Annotated in this window: 25 protein-coding genes; 13 read left to right on the top strand and 12 right to left on the bottom strand. The window is 60.4% G+C overall.

Features of this window, described 5'->3' with window-relative positions; all coding sequences use genetic code 11:
* Nucleotides 1–185: 185 nt before the first annotated feature.
* From VFB05_RS07540 to VFB05_RS07530, 3 genes are all read right to left on the bottom strand, one after another.
* Nucleotides 186–2,690 carry an arylsulfatase gene (locus VFB05_RS07540; RefSeq protein WP_414643161.1) on the bottom strand — a complete coding sequence of 835 codons (2,505 nt, stop codon included), beginning with the start codon at nt 2,688–2,690 and terminating at the stop codon, nt 186–188.
* 161 nt (nt 2,691–2,851) lie between these two features.
* Complete coding sequence (locus tag VFB05_RS07535) at nt 2,852–3,697, bottom strand: hypothetical protein (protein WP_325010593.1); 846 nt, start codon at nt 3,695–3,697, stop codon at nt 2,852–2,854.
* Nucleotides 3,698–3,866: 169 nt separating this feature from the next.
* The gene (locus VFB05_RS07530; protein WP_325010591.1) at nt 3,867–4,976 is read right to left on the bottom strand and encodes a transporter substrate-binding domain-containing protein; all 1,110 of its coding nucleotides are present in this window, start codon (nt 4,974–4,976) and stop codon (nt 3,867–3,869) included.
* Between the two features lie 251 nt (nt 4,977–5,227).
* Here VFB05_RS07530 and VFB05_RS07525 point away from each other — a divergent pair, with 251 nt between their 5' ends.
* Nucleotides 5,228–5,626: a hypothetical protein gene (locus tag VFB05_RS07525; protein ID WP_325010589.1), complete on the top strand. Its 399-nt coding sequence runs from the start codon at nt 5,228–5,230 to the stop codon at nt 5,624–5,626.
* An 846-nt stretch (nt 5,627–6,472) separates the two neighbouring features.
* Here VFB05_RS07525 and VFB05_RS07520 read toward each other — a convergent pair.
* Both VFB05_RS07520 and VFB05_RS07515 read right to left on the bottom strand, forming a co-directional pair.
* Complete coding sequence (locus VFB05_RS07520; protein ID WP_325010587.1) at nt 6,473–6,760, bottom strand: hypothetical protein; 288 nt, start codon at nt 6,758–6,760, stop codon at nt 6,473–6,475.
* A 631-nt stretch (nt 6,761–7,391) separates the two neighbouring features.
* Nucleotides 7,392–8,600 carry a cytochrome P450 gene (locus VFB05_RS07515; protein WP_325010585.1) on the bottom strand — a complete coding sequence of 403 codons (1,209 nt, stop codon included), beginning with the start codon at nt 8,598–8,600 and terminating at the stop codon, nt 7,392–7,394.
* Nucleotides 8,601–8,827: 227 nt separating this feature from the next.
* Between VFB05_RS07515 and VFB05_RS07510 the strand changes: the two genes are divergently transcribed.
* The 4 genes from VFB05_RS07510 to VFB05_RS07495 all read left to right on the top strand — a co-directional run bounded on the left by VFB05_RS07510 (nt 8,828) and on the right by VFB05_RS07495 (nt 14,047).
* Nucleotides 8,828–9,793, top strand: a complete 966-nt coding sequence (locus VFB05_RS07510) for a tetratricopeptide repeat protein (protein ID WP_325010583.1) — start codon at nt 8,828–8,830, stop codon at nt 9,791–9,793.
* Between the two features lie 644 nt (nt 9,794–10,437).
* Nucleotides 10,438–10,959 carry a hypothetical protein gene (locus VFB05_RS07505; protein ID WP_325010581.1) on the top strand — a complete coding sequence of 174 codons (522 nt, stop codon included), beginning with the start codon at nt 10,438–10,440 and terminating at the stop codon, nt 10,957–10,959.
* Nucleotides 10,960–11,251: 292 nt separating this feature from the next.
* Nucleotides 11,252–11,848: an ankyrin repeat domain-containing protein gene (locus tag VFB05_RS07500; protein ID WP_325010579.1), complete on the top strand. Its 597-nt coding sequence runs from the start codon at nt 11,252–11,254 to the stop codon at nt 11,846–11,848.
* A gap of 261 nt (nt 11,849–12,109) precedes the next feature.
* The gene (locus VFB05_RS07495) at nt 12,110–14,047 is read left to right on the top strand and encodes a carboxylesterase/lipase family protein (RefSeq protein ID WP_325010577.1); all 1,938 of its coding nucleotides are present in this window, start codon (nt 12,110–12,112) and stop codon (nt 14,045–14,047) included.
* 28 nt (nt 14,048–14,075) lie between these two features.
* Here the strand turns inward: VFB05_RS07495 and VFB05_RS07490 are convergent, their stop codons facing one another.
* Nucleotides 14,076–14,615 carry a hypothetical protein gene (locus VFB05_RS07490; protein ID WP_325010575.1) on the bottom strand — a complete coding sequence of 180 codons (540 nt, stop codon included), beginning with the start codon at nt 14,613–14,615 and terminating at the stop codon, nt 14,076–14,078.
* Between the two features lie 122 nt (nt 14,616–14,737).
* On the opposite strand from VFB05_RS07490, the gene VFB05_RS07485 reads away from it, so the two are divergent.
* The 4 genes from VFB05_RS07485 to VFB05_RS07470 all read left to right on the top strand — a co-directional run bounded on the left by VFB05_RS07485 (nt 14,738) and on the right by VFB05_RS07470 (nt 17,975).
* Entirely contained in the window at nt 14,738–15,112 is a 375-nt protein-coding gene (locus VFB05_RS07485) for a metalloregulator ArsR/SmtB family transcription factor (protein WP_325010573.1), read from the top strand.
* Nucleotides 15,081–15,554 (top strand): ArsI/CadI family heavy metal resistance metalloenzyme, encoded by a 474-nt coding sequence (locus tag VFB05_RS07480; protein WP_325010571.1) that lies wholly within the window; start codon nt 15,081–15,083, stop codon nt 15,552–15,554. The genes VFB05_RS07485 and VFB05_RS07480 overlap by 32 nt, the downstream gene beginning before the upstream one ends.
* A 9-nt stretch (nt 15,555–15,563) precedes the next feature.
* Nucleotides 15,564–16,076 (top strand): arsenate reductase ArsC, encoded by a 513-nt coding sequence (locus VFB05_RS07475; protein ID WP_325010568.1) that lies wholly within the window; start codon nt 15,564–15,566, stop codon nt 16,074–16,076.
* Nucleotides 16,077–16,412: 336 nt separating this feature from the next.
* Nucleotides 16,413–17,975, top strand: a complete 1,563-nt coding sequence (locus VFB05_RS07470) for a hypothetical protein (protein WP_325010566.1) — start codon at nt 16,413–16,415, stop codon at nt 17,973–17,975.
* A 64-nt stretch (nt 17,976–18,039) separates the two neighbouring features.
* On the opposite strand, the gene VFB05_RS07465 is transcribed toward VFB05_RS07470, so the two are convergent.
* Nucleotides 18,040–18,243 carry a hypothetical protein gene (locus tag VFB05_RS07465; protein ID WP_325010564.1) on the bottom strand — a complete coding sequence of 68 codons (204 nt, stop codon included), beginning with the start codon at nt 18,241–18,243 and terminating at the stop codon, nt 18,040–18,042.
* 187 nt (nt 18,244–18,430) lie between these two features.
* On the opposite strand from VFB05_RS07465, the gene VFB05_RS07460 reads away from it, so the two are divergent.
* On the top strand, nt 18,431–18,697 hold the full coding sequence (locus VFB05_RS07460) for a hypothetical protein (protein WP_325010562.1): 267 nt from the start codon (nt 18,431–18,433) through the stop codon (nt 18,695–18,697).
* A 153-nt stretch (nt 18,698–18,850) separates the two neighbouring features.
* Here VFB05_RS07460 and VFB05_RS07455 read toward each other — a convergent pair whose 3' ends face one another.
* Nucleotides 18,851–19,063, bottom strand: a complete 213-nt coding sequence (locus tag VFB05_RS07455) for a hypothetical protein (protein ID WP_325010560.1) — start codon at nt 19,061–19,063, stop codon at nt 18,851–18,853.
* Between the two features lie 521 nt (nt 19,064–19,584).
* Between VFB05_RS07455 and VFB05_RS07450 the strand changes: the two genes are divergently transcribed.
* Together VFB05_RS07450 and VFB05_RS07445 are read left to right on the top strand one after the other, a co-directional pair.
* On the top strand, nt 19,585–20,013 hold the full coding sequence (locus tag VFB05_RS07450; RefSeq protein WP_325010558.1) for a type II toxin-antitoxin system RelE/ParE family toxin: 429 nt from the start codon (nt 19,585–19,587) through the stop codon (nt 20,011–20,013).
* Nucleotides 19,982–20,269, top strand: coding sequence for a helix-turn-helix transcriptional regulator (locus VFB05_RS07445; RefSeq protein WP_325010556.1), 288 nt, complete (start codon nt 19,982–19,984; stop codon nt 20,267–20,269). The genes VFB05_RS07450 and VFB05_RS07445 overlap by 32 nt, the downstream gene beginning before the upstream one ends.
* A gap of 73 nt (nt 20,270–20,342) precedes the next feature.
* Here VFB05_RS07445 and VFB05_RS07440 read toward each other — a convergent pair whose 3' ends face one another.
* Nucleotides 20,343–21,317: a tripartite tricarboxylate transporter substrate binding protein gene (locus tag VFB05_RS07440; protein WP_325010554.1), complete on the bottom strand. Its 975-nt coding sequence runs from the start codon at nt 21,315–21,317 to the stop codon at nt 20,343–20,345.
* A gap of 99 nt (nt 21,318–21,416) precedes the next feature.
* Between VFB05_RS07440 and VFB05_RS07435 the strand changes: the two genes are divergently transcribed.
* Nucleotides 21,417–22,010, top strand: a complete 594-nt coding sequence (locus tag VFB05_RS07435; protein WP_325010552.1) for a TMEM175 family protein — start codon at nt 21,417–21,419, stop codon at nt 22,008–22,010.
* 189 nt (nt 22,011–22,199) lie between these two features.
* Here the strand turns inward: VFB05_RS07435 and VFB05_RS07430 are convergent, their stop codons facing one another.
* The 3 genes from VFB05_RS07430 to VFB05_RS07420 all read right to left on the bottom strand — a co-directional run bounded on the left by VFB05_RS07430 (nt 22,200) and on the right by VFB05_RS07420 (nt 24,183).
* Nucleotides 22,200–23,126: a hypothetical protein gene (locus VFB05_RS07430; protein WP_325010550.1), complete on the bottom strand. Its 927-nt coding sequence runs from the start codon at nt 23,124–23,126 to the stop codon at nt 22,200–22,202.
* A 147-nt stretch (nt 23,127–23,273) separates the two neighbouring features.
* Nucleotides 23,274–23,639 (bottom strand): hypothetical protein, encoded by a 366-nt coding sequence (locus VFB05_RS07425; protein ID WP_325010548.1) that lies wholly within the window; start codon nt 23,637–23,639, stop codon nt 23,274–23,276.
* Nucleotides 23,640–23,736: 97 nt separating this feature from the next.
* Nucleotides 23,737–24,183: a DMT family transporter gene (locus VFB05_RS07420; RefSeq protein ID WP_325010546.1), complete on the bottom strand. Its 447-nt coding sequence runs from the start codon at nt 24,181–24,183 to the stop codon at nt 23,737–23,739.
* Nucleotides 24,184–24,299: the final 116 nt, after the last annotated feature.

The following is a 24,299-nucleotide window of genomic DNA, read 5'->3' as shown; positions in this document are numbered from 1 at the left end:
GGAACGTGGCGCTCGAGCGAGAACTCATAGAACAAAGCAGCTTGCTCAACCTGCTGATGCCCCATCATGATTCAGCCCCCTCATGAGGACTGAATCAGCGAACAACTCCCCGCGCAACAGAAGACTTTTTCAACACAATCGACCAAAAGCCGACCTTGACGGCCGCGATTTTGGCGCCGCGACAATCAATCGGCTTTCGCCTTCTCCCGCATCGCCTCCTGCAGGGTCTTTATATCCGCCGGCGACAGTTGCGGGCGGTCGACGTTGATTGTCAGCTTGCTGAGCTTGGCGGTAAGCGGGAACGGCGGTTTGTAGTCGGCATCGTTCACACCGGTCAGCGTGTCGGAGCCGATATCGAAACTCTCGTCCCACTGCAGGATCATCGGTAGCGTCTTCGTCATGCGTTTGGTGGCGACATCCTTGCCATCGACTCTCAGCGTACCAGTGCCGGGTTGTGCGAGACCGGTAAAGTTGTTGTACGCGAGCGTGCCGGCACCAATGCCGTCGTACTTGAAATCGAACTCAACCCTATGCTGGCCTGGGGACAGCGCATCCGGCCCTTCCCACTTGATCCGTTCCAGGTCGACCAGGTTCCACAGGAATACCGGCTTGCCCTGTAACAGGTAGAATCCGTAGCCGGCGAAGCGCCCGCCTGAGGTCAGGATCATACCCTCGGCCCCACCTTGTGGCACGACGATGTCAGCCGTGATGGTGTACGAGGCGTTGAGCAGTTGCGGCGAATCTCCCTGCGGCAATCCCGTCATCGGCCGCGTGTAGACGAACTCCTTGCGTCCGGCGGTGATGTTCGGGCGCGGCGCGACGACACGTCCGGCAACCGAGGCGTCGAGCGGGAAAACCTGGTACTTTTGGGCCTCGGCGATGAACATCGCCTGCATCTCCTTGACCTTCTGCGGGTTCGCGGCCGCGATATCGTCGGTCTGGCTGAAATCCTTGCTGAGGTCGTAGAGCTGGAACACCTGGTTATTAAGCGGGTCCGGATTGGCTGGGCCGAACGCTTGCCAAGGCGCGCGATTGACCTTGGTGCTTAGCATCCAGCCGTCATGGTACAGCGCCCATTGGCCCATCATTTCGAAGTACTGCGTCTGATGCCGTGCTGCCGTCTTGGCGTTGGCCGCATCGAACGTGTAGGCGAAGCTCGTGCCTTCGATCGACACCTGCTTGATGCCGTCCACATAGTCCGGAGCCTTGATGCCGGCAGCTTCGAGGATCGTCGGTACGACATCGATCACGTGAACGAATTGCTCACGCAATGCACCCTTGTCCTTGATGCGCGCCGGCCATGACACGACCATGTTCTGGTTGATGCCGCCAAGCCTCGACGCATTCTGCTTGAACCAGTCGAACGGCGTGTCGAACGCCCACGACCAGCCGGCGGACATGTGATTGTACGTCTGCTCGGTTCCCCAGACATCGTAGAACTTCATCTGCACAGCGACCGGCAGCTCGTTTAAGCCGTTGAAGAACGCGACTTCGTTCGGTGTGCCGAGCGGACCGCCCTCCGCGCTCGTGCCGTTGTCGCCATTGATGTAGATGATGAGCGTATTGTCGAACCGACCCAGTTCCTGGAACTGCTGAATGACGCGACCGATCTCGTAGTCGCTGTAGGCCGCGTAGGCCGCGAACACCTCGACCTGGCGGATGAAGAGCTTTTTTTCGTCGGCGCTGAGCTGGTCCCAGGGCTTCAGCATGTCCTTCGGCCAGGGAGCCAGTTTCGTATCCTTGGGGATCACGCCAAGCCGCTTCTGGTTCTCGAGGATGCGCTCGCGCAGCTTTTCGTAACCGTCATCGAACAGGTGCATCGCGCTGATCTTGTCCACCCATTCCTTGGTCGGGTGATGCGGTGCATGCGTGGCACCGGGCGCGTATTTGATAAATAGTGGCTTGGACGGGTCGGTCTGGTGCATCCGCGTCATCCAGTCGATGGCGTCGTCAGCCATCGCAGTAACGAGATTCCAGGTACCCGGCGGCTTATCCAGAAACGGGTAGATTTGCGTCGTATTCCGGAAGAGGTTCGGCTGCCACTGGTTCGCGTCGCCGCCAACGAAACCGTAGAAGTACTCGAAGCCCATGCCGGTCGGCCATTGGTCGAACGGACCAACCTGGCTGGCGGCAAACGCTGGCGTGTTGTGATCCTTGCCGAACCAGGAGGTGCCATAGCCGTTGTCGAGCAGGATACGCCCGATCGTCGCCTTGTCCTTGCCAATGATGCTGTTGTAGCCCGGGAATCCGGTCGCTTGCTCTGAAATCACGCCGAAGCCGACCGAATGGTGATTGCGCCCGGTGATCAGTGCCGCGCGAGTCGGCGAGCACAGCGCTGTGGAGAAGATGCGGTTATAGCGGAGGCCCTCGCTGGCGAGGCGATCCATCGTCGGGGTCGGGATAACACCGCCGAAGGTGCTTGGCACGCCGAAGCCGGCGTCGTCGGTAATGATCAGCAGTATATTGGGCGCGCCCTGCGGCGGCACCACGCGCGGCGCCCACCAGGGAGTCGATTGCAGCGCATTGTTCTTGATTACGCCACCGAACGCCGGATCGGGAGGCGGTAGCTGCTTGCCGTCGATCGTAGTGGTGGCGCTGGGCGAACCAAGAGCCCCAGTGGTCTGCTGCGCCGTTGAGGGAGCGATCACGAGCACGGTCAACATCGCCGTGGAAAATAGGAGTGGGGACATTCTCATGGCCGGCTGCTCCGATGAGGGTATGAACCGAAATGCAGTCTCGTCTCATGCGGGAACTTTCGACGTTGACCTAAATCAAGGAGTGCGATGGTTCAAAAGCGGTCCATTTGAACAATATTGGACGAAGCAAAAAAGGGACGCGCGTTCCGGGCCCATCAATACGTCACGTTGAGCCGGAGCTGCGTTTTGAAATTGTAGACCGGATAATCCTTGACGATCGGAACGCCGACTTCCAGCGACAGCGCAATATTGTCCGCAAACTTCTTGCCGAAGCGGACGTCGAAAGGGACGAACCAGCGGCCCGTCTGCCCCGTGATCGGATCGCCGTAGTTGATACGGATGTCCGTGCTCGGGAATAGCGTCACAAACCATCGGTTCGGCAAGCTGAAATTGAGGGTCGGCGCGAATTGCAGATTGCTGATGTTCTTCTTGGTGGGGTCGCCGGCGACACTGACGTCGTAGCGCAGTAGCGGCTCGAAATAGCTGCCGCTGCTGACCTCCGGCAGCGCAAGACGTGCGCCGACGATCGGCATCACCTGCCACTTGCCCGAACCCAAGAGGTCGTCGCCGGTCGGCGCGATAAGCCGCATCCCAAAACCGAACGCCCATCGCTGATTGATGTCGTGAATCAGGGCCGCCTGCACGTCGGCATCGCCGATCCCGCTGACAAAATCGCCATTCGGGTTCGAACTGGAGATCGGATTTTTTGTCAGAAACGGCAAGTCGGACCGGGTGACCAAAACCCAGCCGGATTGCAAATCGACGGCGTGGTCGTAGCGCAGATTCCAGATCCCGCTGGTCACTTCGCGGGTCGATCCCGGCGCTGTCTTGTATTCAGTCTCGGCCTGGAAAAGGTTCGGCGGCGGCCGGAAGAAATCGAGCGCGCCACTCTCGCCGCCGAGGTTCTGCGTCGTCGACGTTTGCGCAACGGCTGCGGCCGGAAAGGTCATGACGGCCGCAAAAGCGAAGCCAATGATTTTGGACGTGCCGTTTTGTCTCACGCTGGCCGACCTCCCACGCGCTTAACTCATTTCAGATGTCCCCTTGCTGCAAGTCGCGTTCGATCCGCCGATTCGTCTGAAATTCTAATCCGGCTTATCGTACGCGCTAAGGTAGTCAGTCATATTTAGACGGGCTGTGATGCGAGGAACACATCTTCGAGTTCCATTCTCAGTTCGTCCTCTGGCCGAGATAGCGAAACAGGATATCCTTCCACCAATCCGACTGCTCCGCCTCCAGCAGCGCGACATTGAGCTCTTTGCGCAATGTGCGATCGTTGCGGAGCGCAATCGCATAGCTTTGCGGTTCGAATGTCACGTCGGTCAGTTCGGCCGCCAACCCGCTATGCCGGATCATCCAGGCCATGATCGGCCGGTCATAGACGAATGCGTCGATCGATCCATCGCGCAACGCATTGAAGGCTGCTGCAGGCGATGCGAACGACTGGAATTTGATGCGCCTGCGCGACAGCGCGTCTTCCGTCGAAACACCTTGCACCACACCGACGCGCACATATTCGAGATCGGCAATTGAGTTGACGGCGCCGTGCAGGCGCTTGGTCGTCAACGCCGACGTAAGCCCGGCAGTGAACACGGCGATCGCGATCACCGAGACGATCATCCAGACGATCGCGACAATGCGCCCCGCAAGCGTGGTCGGCGCTGCACCGCCGACCCGGCGCTGGGTCATGGTGTGGGTCGACCACAGCACGCCGGAGCTCAGACCGTGCGCCATGCCGCCTCCGAAACCTTCATTCGTGTTATGCTCGAATAGCCAGATCAGCCCGCCGGCGAGGCAGGCGAGCCCCAGCATCGCCAGGGCGGCTTGCACGAAACCGTAGGAAGCAAGCGAGCGGATCACCGGCATCCAGTTGGCGATGTGGTCGCCTCGCACCGCGATACCCGTACCAGCCTCGAAGTAGGGGAGCGTAAAGTCTATCCGCTGCTCACGCTCCGGCGTCACTGTGATCGCGGCGACCGCGACGTCGAAGTCGCCTTTCTCAAGCCTGTCGAGCAGCGCCGGCATCGAGCCGGCATCGACCAGGCGGTATTTCAACTTGATCTGGTCGGCGACCTTGCGCCAGAGCTCGATGCTGATGCCGCTCCATTCGCCCTTGTCGTTCTTGATCGCAAAGGGCGGCGCTTCCTTGGTGCCGACCACAAGTTCACCGGTGATCGGTGTCTCATCCTGCGCTGCGGCATCGGCCGCGGGCGATACAATCGAGGCAAACAGCAGGGCGGCTGCGAAAGCCGCCAATACCGATCGTGTCCAGCATCTCACGCGCGCGCATCCTTCTCAGAATAGGTTCACGACGTCGCCCGCAACGCCGTTCCGCCGACGTTGGCGACGCATTCCCCCAAAGGGCGCGCCTGGGGCGGGCCAAGCATGAATTTGGCGAAAAATGCCGCGCTTGATTCAGATCAAGCCCGTTTGCGCCGCGGCGTTGCTCAAATGGCACGCTGGCGGGTGCCACGCCCGACGGCTCGAGGAGGCCGGTTTAAGGCCTATCGACCATTTGATCGGAGAGTTTCATGAGAGCCTTCCATCCGTTGGTCTTGTCAGCGCTTCTCGTTGCGCAATCTGCCGCGGCACAGATGGCAGATTTGAACGGAGCCTGGACAAACGACGCCTCGGCCTGCAGCCAGGTGTTTACCAAGAAGAACAGCGAGCTTGCGTTCCAGCAAGATGCCGATCTCCACGCGGGCGGATTGATCGTCCGGGGCAGGCAGATAACCGGCACATTTCAGAAATGCACCGTCAAATCGGTGCACGATGAAGGGGCGGCTCTGCGGGTGATTGCGGCGTGCTCGGACGGTGTCGCCGTTTCAGACGTGCCCTTCGAGGTGAAAGTCACCGGAAAGAATACGATGACGCTCTCTTCCAAGGAGCCGGTGCCAATCGAAATGTTGTACGTTCGCTGCCCCATGTGACGCCCGCGGCGAGGTTCAAGGACGAGCCGAACAGTCGCGTGGTGCCCAAGTCGGCAATTTGGCGGCGCTATCGGCCTATCTGGCGGAGCCGACCGGCTCCGCTTTCTTTCGACCAGATCTGACGTCCGCGGCGCGCTGACCGCGGAACCGTGTTGTCGCGCGATCGCTCAAGGGCGAAGGGGCGACCCCGCGAGTATTGATCTGCATCAACAACCAGCGGTCCACGCTACTTATGCAGTCCGGACAGTCGCGGGCTGACGCGCCCTCGGCTTGACTTCGAACTGCATCATGCGCGCCTCCGGCCTTGTTCGCCTGTTATTGCGCTCGCGACAAGGCATTCCTCAATCTTTGCCGGGATAGAACCGCAAGCGAAGCCCTACTGCGTCTTCCCTGATTGTGGCTGGTGCTGCACCTGCCCGCTGTGGTGGACGCCTTGATGATGGTGGTGGTGGTGGAGGCGGGTTGTCCCGGCCGGAGCGCGAGCCAAGGCCACGCTCGAGGCAACCGCAATAGACGCCATGCCAATGATGACTGCGGCGGCAATCAGGATATGGGTTCGAAGCGACATGCTGAAATCCTCCTTTGAAATTCCTGGCTTGATGGTCAGTTCAAGCCGCGCACTTTCATGAGGTCAGGGTCTTCGAGTCCTGTCGTCCAAGTTGATTCAGGTCCTGCCGCCTGCCGAAGATGTCCGAGTGATCGACCCTGAGCTCGCCATAAAATCGAGGTTGATATGGATCAAGGCCAATCCGGGCGACCGGTGGCCCGGCCAAAAAAGCTGGCGGGCGCCATCTGCCGAATGAATACGCCATCAGTCGTGCGTATTTGGTGAGATCGTTGCTTCTGTTACCGGAGCCGCACCACACGCGCAGCAAGGTCGGGATAACGACCGATCCGGTAAACCGCGTTTTTGCATGTCAAAGTCCAGACGTCGTAATCCGGCCTGGATCGCTTCGCGTCCCGCACGGCCCGTTGCGGCTGATCGCAGACCATTCCCTGATTACGGATCTGTGCGGCCAGCATTTCCTTTGGTACTTCGTTATCGGCTTTTGCGATCGAAATAAATTCGCTCTCTCCCAAAGCCATGGCGCCAAGGAGCAGGAGCAAAATCGGAAAGTGCGGACCCTTTGTCATGGGACAAGTCCATCGCAGTCGTCACCCGATCAAGGCTTGACATGGATCAAGCCGCAAGTTGTTCGGCTGCTCCAGTTCGCCGATGCCGACCGCGCTGGTGGCACTAGGGCTCACCAACTTCCGAAAGCCTGGATGTGATCGGGTTGTTCGATCCGCCGCGACGCGAGGCGAGATATTTTCTTCAAATGAAAAAGGCCGCCCAGGCGGCCCTGCTCCGGAAACGCGGCCCTAGTCTAAAAACAGGCCGATCGCCAAAAGGACTGGCGCTACCCCGAGGCCAATGACGCTGACGCGGAACCAGAAATCATTCACCATGCAGCAATCGTAGCGCCATGTTCTGGCAAGCATAATGCGACCGATTGAGGCAGGCTCAATGCATCGCCCAAAAGGCATATGGGATGCCACACACCAGCAGAGCCATCCAGGCGAGTGAAATTCGAAAGAACCAGGTATCGCGTTTCATAGGTCCACCCTAGAGCGACCGGCTTACATGACGCTTACGTGACGGCCTTTTCTGGCTTGATCTGAATCAATGGACCGAGGTTACCCACAGCACCGACTGCCGGGCGGCGGTCGCCTCCTCGCTCGCCATTAATGAAAGAACGCAGGTCGTCAACCTTGGCGATCCGCTTCACCCGCCTTTCATGACCGGCAATTGCTCGATGGCCCGAAAACCCGCTCGCGTGCGCCAGCGAATTTGCGAATCCGCGATTCCGAGCTGAAGCTTCGGCCAACGCTGCAACAAGGCTTGCAGCGCGCATTTGCCTTCCATCCGCGCGAGCTGGTGGCCCAGGCAAAAATGAATTCCGGCGCCGAAGGCGATGTGCCGGTTCGGCCGCCGCTCGAGATCGAGCCGTTCCGGATGTTCATTCGCTTGCGGATCGAAATTTGCGGCGGCCAGCATGGCCATGATCTTGTCGCCCTTCTTCAAGGCGACGCCGCCGAGCTCCACATCCTTGCGCACGAAGCGCGGCTTGGTGAACTGCACCGGAGAAACGAACCGCAGGAATTCCTCGACGGCAAGGTTGGCGCGGCCCCAATCCTGTTCCAGCCAGTCTCGCAGTCCGGGATTGCGGAGCAGTTCATAAACGGACCCGCTGATGAGATGCGTCGTGGTTTCGTGGCCGGCGAACAGCAACAGGAACAGCATCGCCACCATCTCGTCGCGGCTGATGCGTCCGCCCTCCTTTTCGACGCGCACAAGCTCGGCGATCAGCCCCGTGCCGCCCTCGTTGCGCGCGGCCTCCAGGCGCTCCTCCATGTAGCGTTTCATGGCGAAAATTTTTGGAATGGCGCCGAGGAAAGCAACCGGGCCGGTGAAACGCGTCAGGTTGCTTGCCCAGTCGGTAAATTTCGGCCGGTCGGCAAGCGGCAAGCCGAGCAGCTCGCAGATGACCGAAAGCGGCAACTTTCGCGCGTAGCGCTCGACCAGATCCGTTGGACTCCCGGCAGCGAACAGCTCGTCGGCGAGTGCGCTGCCGATCGCCAGCACGCGAGGCTCCATGTCGAGAACCGCGCGCCTGCGGAACGCTTCGTCGACGATACCTCTCAAGCGAGTGTGGTCCGGCTCGTCGTTGGTCAGCATGTTGTTGGCGAAGGTTTGCACGATTTTCGGCATCCACCACCTGAGTCCGGCGACGCCACCGTCGTCCTTGCGCAAGGAGAAGGTCTGAGTGTCTCGGAGCAGCTGGTTGGCGAGGTCCTGCGTCGTTGTCGTCCAGAGCGTCCCGACCAGCGGAAACGTAATCTTCACGACCGGTCCCGCCGCTCGCAGCTTCGCGGTCCCCGCGGCGGGGTCGCGAAAGTACTCCTGACTGGTGAAATCCAGATGCTTCGTCATGGCCGAGCCTCCAACGTCGCGCCCGGCCGACGTCATTCTCGCGAAGGACGCGCGAATTGACCATTTTTTGGTGGCGCTTTGGTGGCTAGTGGAGCGGAACCGGCCTCGACTGTCTGGAGAGGGCTTGAGGCGCGCAATTGCTCCTCACCCTCCCCGATGAACCTGTCCGGCCCCTGACGGCACAAAAGGCTGAGATATCGCCCGATCGAGTGGCGGAGGAGTGCATCATGAAGGCCCTGAAAGCATCGATCTGTGCTGCGGTCACCGCACTCGCGCTGAGCCTTTCGCTCGGCGCGCCGGCTTGCGCGGCGGACGATGAGGCGAGCGCGCTCACGGCGCAGATGAAAGAGCTTTATCGGGCCGGGAAGTACCAGGAAGCGCTGCCGCTCGCCCAGAAGTCTCTCGCCCTTCTCGAGAAGCAGTATGGTCCCGACGATGCCAATGTCGCGATGCCGCTGAACGACCTCGGCACCATCCACTACAATCTCGGTCAATTCGCCGTCGCCGACACGCTCTACAAGCGCTCGCTGGCGATCAGGGAAAAGACGCTCGGTCCGGATCATCCCGAAGTCGCCATTGTGCTGAACAATCTCGGCGAACTCTACCGCTCGGAAGAGCGTTACGCGGACGCCGAGCCGCTGCTCAAGCGCTCGATCGCCATTCAGGAGAAAGCGCTCGGTCCCGACAATCCGGCGATCGTGATGGCGATGAGCAATCTCGCCGCCGTCTACAGCAATCAGCATCGCTACGACCAGTCCGAGCCGCTGTTCAAGCGGGGGCTCGCCATTCTCGACAAGGCGCACGGCCCCAACGATCCCGAGGCCACGGTGCTCATGAACAACCTCGCCGATGCCTACTTCCATCTGCATCGTTATGCCGAGGCCGAGCGGCTGCTCAAGCGATCGATCGCGGTGACGGAGAAGGCGTACGGCCCGGACCATCCCGACGTCGCGCAGGCGCTCAACAATCTGGCCGCGCTTTACGCGCGTCGCGGACGCAACGCCGAGGCCGAGCGGCTCTGGAAGCAATCGGTCGCGACCTTCGAGAAAACGCTCGGTCCGAACCATCCGGATCTCGCGGACATCCTGGAGAACCTCGCCGCCCTCTACAAGGACGAGGGCCGCACCGCGGATGCGCAACGGCTGCTCAAGCGATCGATGGTCCTTCGCAATGCGGGGTCGCGGCCGATCTAGGCAAGGTCAGGCGCGGTAGCGTCCGATGCTATACGCTGGACGAAACGCTGCGACCCCGGGCATCTGAATTGGCGCGAAGGCTGGTCTTCGTCATAGTCTTGCTGGCGGTGACCGCGTTGTCTGTCGCCGCAACCGCTCCATGGGCAATCTATTGGTATGCACTTCGACAGATTGACGGTCGCCCGACCGCGACCGTCCATACCGCTACCACTGAACAAGTGGATCGTCTGTTGAAGCTTCTAAAAATAGCCCAACCCGTTCAATTCGATTCAATTTCGCCGTACACCTATCTTCTTCAAGGCGCTCACCCAAACCCAAGCGCTCGGCTCGCATGGATCATTGCTCGGTCCTACAATGTGAAGCATTTGAGTAACGCTCATCAAACGCTGATTTGGCATTTGTCTGGCGCGGCTTTGACAATATGGCTCACGCGCAATTGGACACAAACAGAACTGATTGCTAAGGCAGTCGAGCTAGAGGTACGGCCATGACAACGCGGCGATGCTGACGCCTAAGGTTCGCTTCATCCGGAAACGCCGAGGTCAGGATCATACCGGCATGACGCATCTATCGCATGACGTCAGCTTTTCAGGTTGATCGGACGAAAACCTTCAGACGTGGTATTGATTCGCGCTATGAAACGAGTGGCCGTTTTTGGAAATGCCGGTGGCGGAAAATCGACCCTGGCCCGGCAATTGGCCATCATCACGGGACTGCCGCTCCACTTCGTCGACAAGCTGCCATTCGAGGACGACGAGGGGTCGGTGCTTCACGACGAATATCTGGAGTGGCACCGCGATCTCCTCGCAAAAGACAGCTGGATCATCGATGGCTTCGGTGACACCGCGACCGTGTGGGAGCGATGCGGCGTCGCGGATACGCTGGTCCACGTCGATTTGCCGCTTCCAATTCACTATTGGCGGGTGACCAAACGCCTGCTCAAAGGCCTGTTCGTGTATCCGGAAGGCTGGCCGAAGGACAGCCCGCTCTGGAGCAACACGATGTCAAGCTACAAGGCGCTGCCGCGGTGCCACCGCGACCTGACGCCCAGGTACCGGCAACTCGTCACCGACATGGCGGCGTCGAAGCGTGTCGTTCACCTCACCTCGCCGCGTGAAATGGCGGCATTCGTGGCCAATGTCCGAAGCGAATTCGCAGCCGGCTAGGCTCTTGGCGCACTACGGCAACGCATGACGCATGAGGGGCGCCCGGCAGGCCAGGCGCCACTCCTTTAGCAGACACGAAATCCAGTGTAAGGTCGGACCTCGTTTTTGCGCGACTGGTCGATAAGCGATGGCCGACATTCCTCGTCTCAAACCAGACCCGATTCCGCCCGTCCATCCCGTGCCGGAATTCCTGGCCGAGGGTGAGTTGAAGGCTCAATTGCGATAGCCGATCCTTGTGAGGTGTGAAAAATTGCCGACGTCCAGCACCCGGGCCGAGCCCTTCAGGGCATTCGTGGACGTCATCGTCTCCGGTGACACGGAGACCGCCATCCGCCTGCTTGACGCTTCACCTGATCTGGCAAAAGCACGAGCCTCCCGCGGCGCAAATCGGCAGACTGCGAAGGAAAACTTTTTCGAGCGGATCAGGCACTACATCAACGAAGGAGACACTGCCCTTCATATGGCGGCGGCGGCAAACCAGAGGCGCATCGCCGAGGAGCTGATCTCTCGCGGCGCCGACGTGCGGGCGAGAAACAGGCGCGGCGCAGAACCACTGCACTACGCAGTCGACGGCGGACCCACGTCGCTCGTGTGGAACCCAAACGCACAAACCATGATCATCGAAAGGCTCATTCGCTCCGGCGCCGACCCGAACGCAGTCGACAAGAGCGGGGTCACGCCACTGCACCGCGCTGTGCGCAACCGCTGTGCTGCGGCGGTCAGCGCCCTCATCAAAGGCGGTGCCGATCCACTCGCCCGCAACAGAAACGGCTCGACGCCGATGCTGCTCGCGACGCTGAACACCGGCAAGAGCGGATCAGGATCTTTGGCCGCGAAGGAACAGCAGCAAGAGATCTTGCGCATTCTTGGAGAGCACGACGCTTCGTAGATGATGCCCATCATGGGCATTTTTCCGGATAGCGGAATTTTTATTCCGCGGCGTGCGTGAGTCTCGCTTCGCCGGGCACTAGTTTAAATGTCGACCGCGAAATGCCGCCGCATTTCTGTCATCCACCATACAAGCAGCGCGCCTAGCATTTCTCCCCTCGCATTGTCGGCAAGGCTGCCGGCAATCGGCGACCGACCTGCGAAAAAACAGTGGGCGGCTAAAGACCGGCGATACCGGCGTTTTCAAAACAGGGAGAAACCTATGAGAGAGCAGCTACGGCGGTTCCGCGCAGGCGCCATCGGCGCGATGAGCTTCGCTTGCATTCTGGCGACACCATCGGTGTCGCATGCGGTCCAGTTGACGCCTCCGGTCGCAACGACGACCGGCACCTACCAGGGCTTGATGAATTTCCAGGAGTTGCCGGGAGATCCGGCGAGCGGCGTCAACGTCTTCCTCGGTATCCGCTATGCCCAGCCTCCATCAGGCACATTGCGCTGGCAGCCGCCGCAGGCGCCCAATCCCGGCCAGGGATCGATCGTCGCCGCAGCTCCGGGCCCGACCTGCGTGCAGGGACGGCCTACCGATAACGAGGATTGCCTGTTCCTGAATGTCTATACGCCGGTGAGCGCCAAACCGCATTCTCACCTGCCGGTGTTCGTCTGGATTCACGGCGGCGCGCTCGTCAGCGGCGCAGGCTCCGACTACGACCCGTCGGTGATGGTGGCCGACAACGACATCATCGTCGTCACGATCAACTATCGCCTCGGCAGCCTCGGCTTCCTTGCAGCCAGCGTATTGGCGGCGACCGCGCCCAACACCTTCCAGAACGTCGGCGATGCCGGCAACTACGGTTTCATGGACCAGCAATTCGCGCTCGCCTGGGTGAAGCGCAACATTGCGGCGTTCGGCGGCGATCCGGATGCGGTGACGATCGGCGGTGAATCCGCCGGCGGCCTTTCCGTCTCCTCGCAGCTTGCCTCCACGAAGACCGGCCGCGATCTGTTCCGCGGCGCGATCATCGAGAGCGGCGCGTACATGTATCATGACCTGCCATCGCTCGCGACGTACCAGGCGCTGAGCAACACCTTCGCCAATCAGGACTGCGGCGGCACCGCCACCCTCGCCTGCCTTCAGGGACTGAGCGTCGCGCAGGTCTTCGCGAATGAAAAGGACTTCGGCGGCTTCGGCATCGCGCCGAATTTCGGCACGAAGATCCTCCCGCTTGACCTGCATACGGCATTCTCGACCGGCCAGTTCAACCAGGTCCCGGTGCTGCAAGGCACCAACGCCAACGAAGGCCGGCTGTTCGAGCCGGATTTCTTCCCCAGTCAGGCCACTGCGCCCTCCGGCACGCCTGCGACAATCTTCGCCGCCGGAGGTCCCGCGAGCTTCGACCGTCAGGTCCCGAACTTTTTATGTGCGAACCCGGCGCCGGCGACCTGCACCTACTTGCAGGAGATCCAGTTCTTCCTGCAAACCCTGGTGACGGCGACGCCCTCCAACAACACCCCTGGCACGCCCTTCACCCAGGCCGTCGTCGCTGCGTCATCGACGGCGCAAAGCCAATATCCGATCGCGGGCTTCCACAACTTCGCTCCGCAACCGCCGTCGAGTCTGAGCAACAACTTCGGCCGCGGCAATGTCGACGAGGCGCTGTCGCAGATCTTCACCGATATCGTGTTCGCCTGTAACGGGTTTGATTCCAACAGCGACCTGTCGAGGCACGTGAAGGTCTTTGCTTACGAGTTCAACGATCCTAATGCCCCGCAGCTCGGCGCCCCCGGCGTCCCGGGTCCGGGGGTGAACGCTTCCGGCTTCACCACGGCTTCGCAGCACGCCGCCGAGCTGCAATACATCTTCAACTTCGGCGCAAACTTCACCTCCGCGCAAGCGACGCTTGCGAGCGACATGAAGACCTACTGGGCCAACTTCGTGAAGACCGGCGATCCGAACAGGAGCACCGGCAATGATCTCACTCTGGTCAGCCTCAAGCCGCACGCCCAGCTGCCGTTCTGGCCGCGCTTCAATCGGGACCGCGACGCGGACGGCGACGGTCAGACCGTCCAGTCGCTGACACCGCCGGGTCCAGCCACACCGCAAGGGCCAAATCCGTTCAGGACCTTCACGTCAGAGCATTTCTGCGCGACCTGGCAGCCGCTGCTCACCTTCATGAACGGCAACGAACCGCAGCAACCCTGATCTGAACCCCCTCGACTCCCTCCCCCTTTCAGGGGAAGGGAGTCTCCCTTTGCGGTTCGCCTGTTGGCCCCGTCCGCGTCAAAGGATGCCGTGCCTTCACAAAAAGGATGATCGGGATTCCGATCGCGCCCGGCAAAATCCAGAAGGCGATTTGCGGCAGTTCCCGCCATAACGGGAGGTTCTTGCCGTTGTCGACGTAGAACGCGGTCATGAGCAGAATGTAAGAGGTGCCCATACCCGACAGATGCAGGACGGGCCAGTTGCGCCAGCGATGCCGCAGCGCGCGCCTGCCAAAATACGCCGATCCAAATGACAGCGCCGCCAGGATTGCGAGGTGATAGTCCTCAGGCAAGCGAACGATCGAGAGGCCAATGGCGGTGACGAACACGCCAGACAGGCACCAATAATAGATCGTGCCGACGTCGGAATGACGTCCCCGGCCCTTCACCATCAGCATCGCGACAATCCCGGTGATCGTGCAGACCAATCCGAGCAGAACATGGATGCCGACGACGGCGAGAAAAACCGGGGAATCGGAGGGAATAGGAATTCCGGCGATGACCGTCATTGTCTCAGTCCAGCAGGCGCGCGAGCATACGTCTAGATCATCCGGAAAATGCTTGCCGCAGATCCATTCAGTTTTTCAGACGCCTCTTGACAGCCGGTCATTATTTCGATATTCGTTGAAATATGGAAACGACAGATGCCGTCACCGCCCTCGCCGCGCTTGCCCAGGAAAACCGGCTGGAAATCTTCCGCACTTTGGTGGAGGCCGGGCCTGACGGCATGGCCGCGGGCCACATCGCGGAGACCTTGGGGCTTGCGCCCAACACGCTCACTTTTCATTTCGACCGGCTTCGTACGGCAGGACTTGTCACCGTGCGCCGCGAGGGCCGCTCGATGATCTATGCCGCGCGCTTCGAGGCGATGAATGGCCTCGTTTCTTTCCTGACCGAAAATTGCTGCAAGGGCTCGCTCGCTGGATGCGGTCCCGCCGTCGTTTGCAAACCAGAGAAACCCGAGGGAGTAAGCCATGAAGCGGTTTCACGTGCACGTCGCCGTTGACGATCTCAATCAATCCATCGGTTTCTACTCCGCGCTGTTCGCCGCTGAGCCTACGATCATCAAGACTGACTACGCCAAGTGGATGCTGGAAGACCCCCGCGTGAATTTCGCGATCTCGACGCGCGGCCGGCAGGCCGGCCTCGATCATCTCGGCATTCAGGCCGAGAGCGGCGACGAGTTGAAGGAAATCTACGCGCGGCTGCACAAGGCCGGCGGCAATATCGTCGAGCAAGGCAACACCGCCTGCTGCTACGCCAAGTCTGAAAAATCCTGGATCGACGATCCCGCCGGAATCTCCTGGGAGACGTTCCACACGTCAGGCGAAAGCATCGACTATGGCGACGGCTCCGGCGAACGCGTGGCGCGCGTGGCCAATGAAAAATCATGCTGCGCGCCCGAGCCGGACGTCGCGAAGCAGGCCGCCTGCGGTTCATGCGCGTGAGGCGGCACCATGGCCGAATCCTATAACGTGCTCTTTCTTTGCACCGGCAACTCGGCGCGCTCCATCATCGCCGAAGCGATCCTGAACAAGATTGGCGCCGACAAGTTCCGCGCGTACAGCGCCGGCAGCCAACCCAAGGGCCGCGTGCATCCTGAAACGCTCCGGCTGTTGCAAGGCCTCGGCTATTACACGTCGGGATTTCGCTCGAAGTCGTGGGACGAATTCACCGCGCCCGGCGCACCGCAATTCGATTTCGTCTTCACCGTCTGCGACAATGCGGCGGCGGAAAGTTGCCCGCTATGGCCCGGTCAACCCTTGACCGCACATTGGGGCGTGCCCGATCCGGCTGAAGCAACCGGAACCGACGCTGAAATCGCGTTCGCCTTCAAGGATACCTACCGAATGCTGAACCAGCGCATCGGCATTTTCACGTCGCTGCCGCTGCGTTCGCTCGATCGCCTGGCGATACAAAGGAAGCTGAAGGAAATCGGCAGCATCGATAACACGGTCGAGCCGAGGTGAAATCCTACTGACATGGGGCCACCATGCGCCAAGGCAGGGCTTTTTTTCACAAGCGAAGCACAACATGTTGGGCTTGAACGCCGTGCGGAGACTCAAACTTGGTCCAACATCCGGGAAGGAGCTGATGATGTCCTGACTGCACAAATGATGCTGACATTCCAACCACTCCTGCGCACATTGAGATGAATTGCCACGAGCACGGTAAAGTAGAAAGCCTCTGACGTCCTGACAGGCGTCGAGGCCAAAATGTGTGATCACCGCTCGCGGATTGGGGCCTTCGCAAGATCGGTCCGGACTCCTGTCATCCTCGGAGTTTTCTCTGCTGCGTATTGTGGGTTGGCGGCGCTGAATTCAGTACTGACTTTTGACGACCTATGGTTTGTCGAACATTTTTCCCAGCTGCTTGACAGGGAGGGACCCGGGCAAACGTTGTTGACGCTGTGGCTCAGTCTCGACATGGGCGGGATGGAATACCGCCTGTACGGTCTCTCGAAGATCATCCAATTCGGATTGTGGCTGCTGTTCGGAACGCATGCGTGGGCCTACGCTGTCGTGGTCGCGGCCTCTCAACTCGCGACTGGCTATGGCATTTTCATCCTGCTCCGCCGCTTGAGATTCGATCCAACCCAGCGCGCGGTTGCTGCTTCGATCTGGGTGTTGTCGCCATTTGCCGTGACTTCGTGCTTTCACTACTTCTCATATGAAATCTTTCCATATCAGCTGACGGTGGCGTGCGCGCTAGTTCTCCAGCTGGTCCCACGACCTGCAACGGTCATTTGTCTGGCGCTGCTCGGCGCCATGATCGGGGGAACCGGCGAATCGCACCTGGTCGCCTCGCCACTCATCCTGATTGCCGTTGTTGCGGGAACGCCGATGTCTCGTTCGGTCGTGCAACGGATTGCCTTGACGAGCGTGCCGCTTGCGGCAATGGCGACAGCGGTCGTCGCACATCGCTGGATCTGGCTGTCGTTCCTCGGGGATTACGACGGCCACGTGAGATTCACATTGGCTATTCCATCCGCGTCCGAAAGCATCTCGCGATTTGCGGGATTTTCTCATTCGGTTCTGCTCGGACTTGTTGCTCAATTGTTTGAGATCATGACACTGGGTGGCATCTGGGCCGCACCGGTATCGATCGTGGCCGTCGCGGCCGTCTATCTTTTCTGGCCGCGCGCGACATCGCCTGGACATATAGCTTCGCCACCGCCCCGTGGACGCCGGCCACACCGCACGCCTGCGCCCGAACGTGAATTCGTTCTGGTCATCGGCTTGCTTGCGATTTTAGCCGTCAGCCTGCTGGTCGTTTGCCTGCTCGCGCTCGGAACCGGTCAAATCAATCTCGAATTGCCGCGCAGGTACGGCTTTGTGCCCTATACGCTGCTCGGGATGCTGATCGGATCGCTGCTGACCGAGCCGCTTGTCATGAGACGCCTGGGGGCTGGGCCCGCGGGGCTTGCCTGTGCAGCCATCGCCGCCGTGTGGTTGACGCTCGAGGTGATATGCCTGCCGGTTGTCAGAACTCAAGACATGCAGGTGTGGCAATCAATCCGTCTGGCAATGTCTCGCGCACCACGTCCGGCGATTCTATTCGACGCCTGCAGCACGCTGCCGAACCCGGATACCGTGTTGGATCTGCCGATCAGGAAGTTTGATCTCACCTGGACTTTCGAGTCGCCATTGGCCCAGTTCTGGTGGGCTGGGCAATATGCGGTCGTTGTGCTCGGTGCTCGCTATGCCGCTTTTGCCGCGCACCCCTCTGATGAGCCGGGTACCGTGATGTTGGAGGGAACAGGATTTATTCGTCCTCAGTCCTTGGAGGTCGAGGGTAGCTCCGTGATTGATGTGCGGACGCCGCAGTGGGCGAACGGGATCCCCTACGCGCAGATGGTTTGCAAATAGCGTGGGGGCGCAAGGCCTGCGCCCAAAACAATGAGCCTCACGCCTGGCGATCCCACGCCGAGGCTCACCTTTCGACTGGCCGCACGTTGATGCCGTTCGATGGCGGCGACGGCCCCTCCTTGCGACCAGTTTCGAGAAAGCTGGCTTCAAGATCTTCGATCACAACCGCGAGCAGGCACACCGCCAGCGGATCGGTGACCTCCCGCACGAGGCGGCGGTAGCGTGCGATATCGATCTCGAATTTGCTGAATGATCTGTGCATCGTCATGGTGACGCCCTCCCAAGTCATCGACCCAAGTCATCGACCTAAGTCATCGACGCGCAGGCCGTCCTGAAGTTCGTTTTCCATTTTCCGAAAATTTGATATGGTTTCGACCGGGTTAACGAGCGCCTATGGCAAGGCGCAACCAATCTCGCCGATCTCTGTTCTTTCTCGCGGAAGAAGGAAAAGACGCATGGAACTGAAGACAATCGTTCTGGCGACCGCTCTCGTCACGACGCTCATCATGACAAGTTCGCTCGCATTCGCTCAGCCGGTGCCGAACGGCGTCCACGCCAGAGCGAGACAGGTCATCATCCGCACGCCGCGCGGATATTGCGGGCCGCCCGACTACATTAGCGTTCCCCGCTATTGCTACGACCCCAGGGACGATCGGGTCGATACAAGTCCCTATGCCAAGCCGGTCGCGCCGGTCTACGGTCTCGAGTATGGCGGACCCTAGAGCCTATCCGGTTTTGATTGAATCAAAACCGGGCTCTAGGTTTTGGTTTTGACGCGTTTTCTTCACGCGAACCGGTATCCACTTCGCTCGAAAACGCTCTGGCGGGGCGGTTCAGACTTCCGCATCAACCGTGCCGCGGTCTCATGCTGAGGGTCAATGCGTGACTCCGGGCCCGCTCAAGATCCGGATTTTTTTCGACTCGCAAAGCGCCGGCGGGTAGTAGCGATCCACTTCGATCTTGAGCAAGCGAACCACATCCCGCAGTTCCCGCGCCAGATGCGCGTTGTAAATGCGCGCCTGCCTGCTGGTGGCGAGCAAGGCGATCAAGTCATTGTCGTCCGCCCGCACGCTCAATTCGTCGATCATGTCCTGTAACTGACTCATGGCAGCCCCCAAAAGGCCCTTCGATTTGCCGCCGTCTGACCACATCATCCTTGATCTAAGCGCCAAGTTCCATTGTCCTCGAGGGCAATAGAACCACGAACGGTTTGCTGTCAGGATCGCTGCAAGCTTTTTGCACGCGGGCGACGAGCCGGTGCGGCTCGCGCGCCGCACCGTCGGCGTGAGCGCGCGCCGCGCATCAAAACGCGCATCCAGAAAGAAATGAGCCTCAGCTTGGGGGTCCCATGCTGAGGCTCTACCTCGACCAGGCATCGAGGGGAGCTGAACGCTCGCAAGCCAACCTCGCTTAAGCGCAGCGGAAATGACACTAAAATCGAATTGAGTTTTTGGATTCGGGAAAAGTGTCGGCGCGAGCCTATCTCGACCGCTGGAACACGAGCGTCGAAACCGTCGGCTCGGCGGAGGGATTTACACACCCGTCAGGCCAAGCTTGACATTTATAGTATATATACTATATCTGTGCGTACAGGTACCCGACGCACGAGATGAGCGATACCGACACGCCGCTGGAATTTGTAGGTTCTTCAGAAGAAGACCTGTCCGAGTTGCCCCTGGAGGTTAAGCGCGTTATCGGGTTTGCACTGAGGATGGCACAAAAGGGCGGGAAGCATCGGGACACGAAACCGCTCGGCGGGTTCAGCGGGGCGGGCGTTCTTGAGGTTATTTCGGACTTCGATGGCGACACCTTCCGCGCAGTCTACACGGTGAAGTTCAAAGGCGTGATCTATGTGCTGCACGTCTTCCAGAAGAAATCGAAAAGCGGAATCAAAACACCGAAGGCAGAGATTGATAAAATCAAGGTAAGGCTGAAGCAAGCTGAGCAGTTGTATGCGGAGAGCGACTATGAAAAGCAAAGTCAAATCGACAAGGAGCAGCGGCAACGTGTTCGCCGACATCGGCCTGCCAAACGCTGACGAGCATCTCATCAAGGCGGACCTTGTAATTGCCATCGCCGCCCGCATCAAAGCGAAGAAGATGACACAGGCCGAGGTGTCTAAGCTGATCGGACTGGCACAGCCAGACGTGTCAAAGTTGCTACGCGGACACTTCACTGGCTACTCTTTCGAACGGCTGTTCGGTTTTCTGACGGCGCTGGGCGACAATGTGAAGATTGCAATCTCGCCCGCCAAAACCAAAAAGCAGGCGCGATTGGAGCTGGAGCTGGCGTGATCGCTGCGTCCGCTTCCGGCTCAACGCGAACCTCTTGGTGATGTGGTGTTAATGCTGCATGTGACGCCGCAGACTAATTCCCGAGCTTGATGTTCGCGTCCTTGATCACCTTCGCCCATTCCGGAATTTCGCGTTTGATCAGGCTTGCGAATTCGGTGCGCGTATTGCCGACCGGCTCGATGCCGAGCTCGTCGAATTTTTTCCGCACATCCGGCAGCGCGAGCGTCTTGACGGCTTCGTCGTGCAGTTTGTCCAGAACGTCTTTCGGCGCGCCCGCCGGCGCGACGAGGCCGAACCACGGCACGGCCTCGAAGCCGGGATAGCCGCTCTCCGCCATGGTCGGCAGCTCCGGCACCAGCGGCGAGCGCTTGATCGACGTGATGGCGAGCGCGCGCAATTTGCCCTGGCGCGCCAGCGGCACGACGTTCGAGATATTGGCAAACGACATCGTGATGCGTCCGGCCAAGAGGTCCGGCATCAGCGCCGTGGTGCCGCGATAGGGCACTGGAGCGATCTCGATTTGCGCCATGTGCTTGAACAATTCGCCGGCGAGATGTTGCGACGTGCCGACGCCGGCATGGCCGTAAGACAGTTTGCCCGGACTTGCTTTGGCAAGCGTGACGATGTCTTCGACCGACTTGATCGGCAGTTCGGCGGGAACGGCCAGCACGTTGGCGGCGATGAAGACCTGCGTGATCGGCTCGAAGTCTTTCACCGGATCGAACGGCAGCGTGTCGTAAAGGCTCGGATTGATCACGAGCGCGGAGTTGCCGCCCATCAGCAGCGTGTAGCCGTCCGCGGGCGCTTTGGCGACCTGCGCGGTCGCGATGTTGCTGCCGGCGCCCGCGATATTCTCGACCACGAAGGGCGCGCCCCAGATTTCCGCAAAGCGGTCGGCGAGAATGCGCGCCGCAAGATCGGGCGCGGTGCCCGGCGTGAATCCCACCAGGATCTTCACCGGCCGGTTCGGATAGGTCGTCTGGGCAAACGCGGTTTGCGCTGATAACAGCGCAACCATGATGGCGAACAGTCTTGCAGCGAGCCTCATTCTTCCCCCTTTCTTTTGATCCTGCCGCGCGTGACTGTTTGAGCGATATTTGCAACAAATGGCAGTCCCGGCAAGCATGGCCCGATCAGGGATGTCAGCATGAGCGAACCCAACCCCGACCATTTCGAGATGCGCCGGCTTGAATCGCTGAGTAACACCATCTTTGGCGTCGCGATGACGCTACTTGCCTATGATTTGCCGAAGAGCGGCCAGTTCGACCATCTGCCCACCTGGAGCGATCTCTATCATCTCTATTCGGGGCGGATGTCAGGGTTCGTTCTGTCCTTCGTCATCGCCGGCATCTTCTGGTTCAGCCATCAGCGACGGCTCGCGCGGCAGCCTTACGGCACCCGCAACGTCGTCTTCCTGAACCTGCTCTTCCTGCTCTCGATCATCCTGCTGCCGGTCACCAACGGCCTCTCCTCCAGTTACGGGGCGAGCCACGCCGTCGCTGTGCTCTACGGTCTTCATTTGACTGTTATTGCGGCGCTCAATTCCGCGCTCTGGCTCTTGATCCATCGCCAGGAAAAGCACCGCCCCGAAATCATCGGCTCGTTCTTTCCGCTCCTCGTGTTCATCCCCGGCACCGTGGTTGCGGCGTTCTCCCCCGATCTCGCCAGATACATCTGGCTGCTTGGTTTCGGCGGACTGTTCGTGCGACGATTTTCTCGTCCGCAGTCCACGCGGGCTTGACGCGGCCCTGCGTGCGCTAGCGTCCCGATTCCGAAGTTCGTTATCATTTCCGGAGCCACTTTTCGAACTTCGGAATCGAAAGGACACTAGCAAACCTATTGATCCAGTGTGGCTTTGGTTCAGACGTCCGCATGACGAACCCGCTGCAGCAATGACGCGGACGTCTGAACCGCCACACTGGCGGACACCTCACCACTTCATTTCCCGGCCCGCCGGCGCCCTGTCGGTCAGCAGCGGCTTTCCGAAGATCGACGGCATCAGATCATCCAGGAACAGCAGCAACTGCGCGCGGAAACCCGGGCCGTTGCCGCCAGCGTGGTTCATCGGCACGATGACCTCGGCTCCGACCTGCCACGTTCGATCGACATAAGCGAAGCCGGGATTGGCGGTCGCGGCCGTCTTGCCGCCGCTCGGGCTGTCGAACTTGAATTCGACCAGAGGCACCCATTGACTGGCAGGCTCCTCCTTGGGCGGACCACCGTCGAAGCGGCTCGTCAGATACAGCGTCGAGAATTGCACCGAAAAACCCCAGTGCAGGGTTTCGACGCCCGGAGCAGCGAGCGGATCAAATCGTCCCGTCGACAGGTTCGGCGCGAACGCGCTGGCGCGGGACGAACCCACCGGGGTCTCGTCGACGATTGCACCGGTGACGGCGAACGGACGCAGCCACGACAGAGAGTCCGGCAGATCGCCAAAGCCCTTGCCGAAGAACACGCCTGGCTGGACGGTGTTGGGCGCGTCGGTGCCGACAGCAGCGCTTCCGGCATGACCGATGCCCCAGGCAAGCCCCACGGAGACCAGCGCCTCGTGGCGGTTGTCGCGCCAGGCCTCGTATTTGAGGCCGACATTGGTTTTGTCCGCGCCCGACAGATTGCCGATCGGCCAGTTCTGATGAAGCCAGCCGCTGTCGATCGTGAACGCAAGCGTGGGCGTGAGCAGCCGGTTGAACGCAGCGTTGATGCGGGTTTCCGCAACATTGCTGCCTTGCGCCGGGTAATCGAGAGAGCTGACCACCGGCAGGATCGCTTCGTCGGCGACAGCCGGATCGTCAAAGGAGAGCGTGCCGGCAAACAAGCGATTGCCGGCGATGCCATGGGCTTGAACGCGGGTCGTCAAGGCGCACGCGGCCAAAGAGCCGAGGAACGCAACTTTGGCCGCCCTCCGCCATCTGGAGGTCGTCCGTCGATAGATGAGCAAGATGAAACCGTGCCTGCTTGAATCAAAGCCTGCGGTCGGCCCCAGGGGGCCAACTCACGCGAAAGTTCAGATCACGGCATGGTCGCGTGGAGGGCGATCCAATCGACTCGGGCGGAGCAACGGCTCCTCATCGGCAGGTTCAGTCCTCACGAATGCAAAAGGACCTTCGAAGATCGACAAGACCGTGTCGGCGCCGGACAGCGTGGCAAGCGAGAATATCCCGCAGCAATGATGGCCGACATCGCCGCCCTGCCTGGTGGGCGCATCATGATCCAAACCGTCGTGATGGACGTGCAGGAAAATCGATCCCCCGTGCGATTCCGCCAGGGAGTGCAGGATCGAAACATGGTCCGCATGCGAAAAGGCCAGCGCAGGACCGAGAACGCCGAACGCATACACGGCGGCAACCAGCGTTGCTACCCAAATCCGCACGCGTCTGCCTTGCCCATTCAACATCGAGAAATCGCCCCACCGCGGAGGCGAAGCTACACCGATTCAGGCGCGGAAGAAACAGGGCCCGCCGCGCCGCTCACATGCGTATCAGCACCACGCCGCCGACGAGTAGCGCCGCGCCGGCAACGCGGATTGCGCTGACGGGGTGAACCGGCAGGCCCAGCAAACCGAAATGGTCGAACACGATCGACCCGAACATTTGCCCTGCGATCAACAGCGCGAAGAACGTCGCGGCGCCAAGCTGCGGAATGAGAAAGATCGCAAGCGCGATGAAGATGGCGCCGAACAGGCCGCCGCTCCAGGCGAGAAAGGGAACGCGCGCCGCAGCCGCGGCTGATGGGAGCGGATCCTGCAGCGCAAGCGCGAACAAGGCCATGCAGACGACGCCGACGAAATAGCTCACAAAGCCCGACCACGCGGCCGAATTCAGCACGGCCCTCAGGTTTGCATTCAGTGCCTGCTGCACGACGAGACTGATCCCAGCCGAGACGGCGAGGACAAACGGAAATACCAGCTTCAGCATTGATGATCCCGACATCGACCTTGAATATCGAATCAAGTGTGACACCGGCGGATAAAGGGAGCAAGGCAGCGCGCCTGAGGCGCCTCGTCGACGTCAATGGCGCCGGGAGCGCTTCG

Origin of the sequence: Bradyrhizobium sp. (assembly GCF_035652035.1) — a bacterium.
Taxonomy (GTDB): domain Bacteria; phylum Pseudomonadota; class Alphaproteobacteria; order Rhizobiales; family Xanthobacteraceae; genus Bradyrhizobium.
This window is presented reverse-complemented; position numbering and strand designations above follow the sequence as displayed.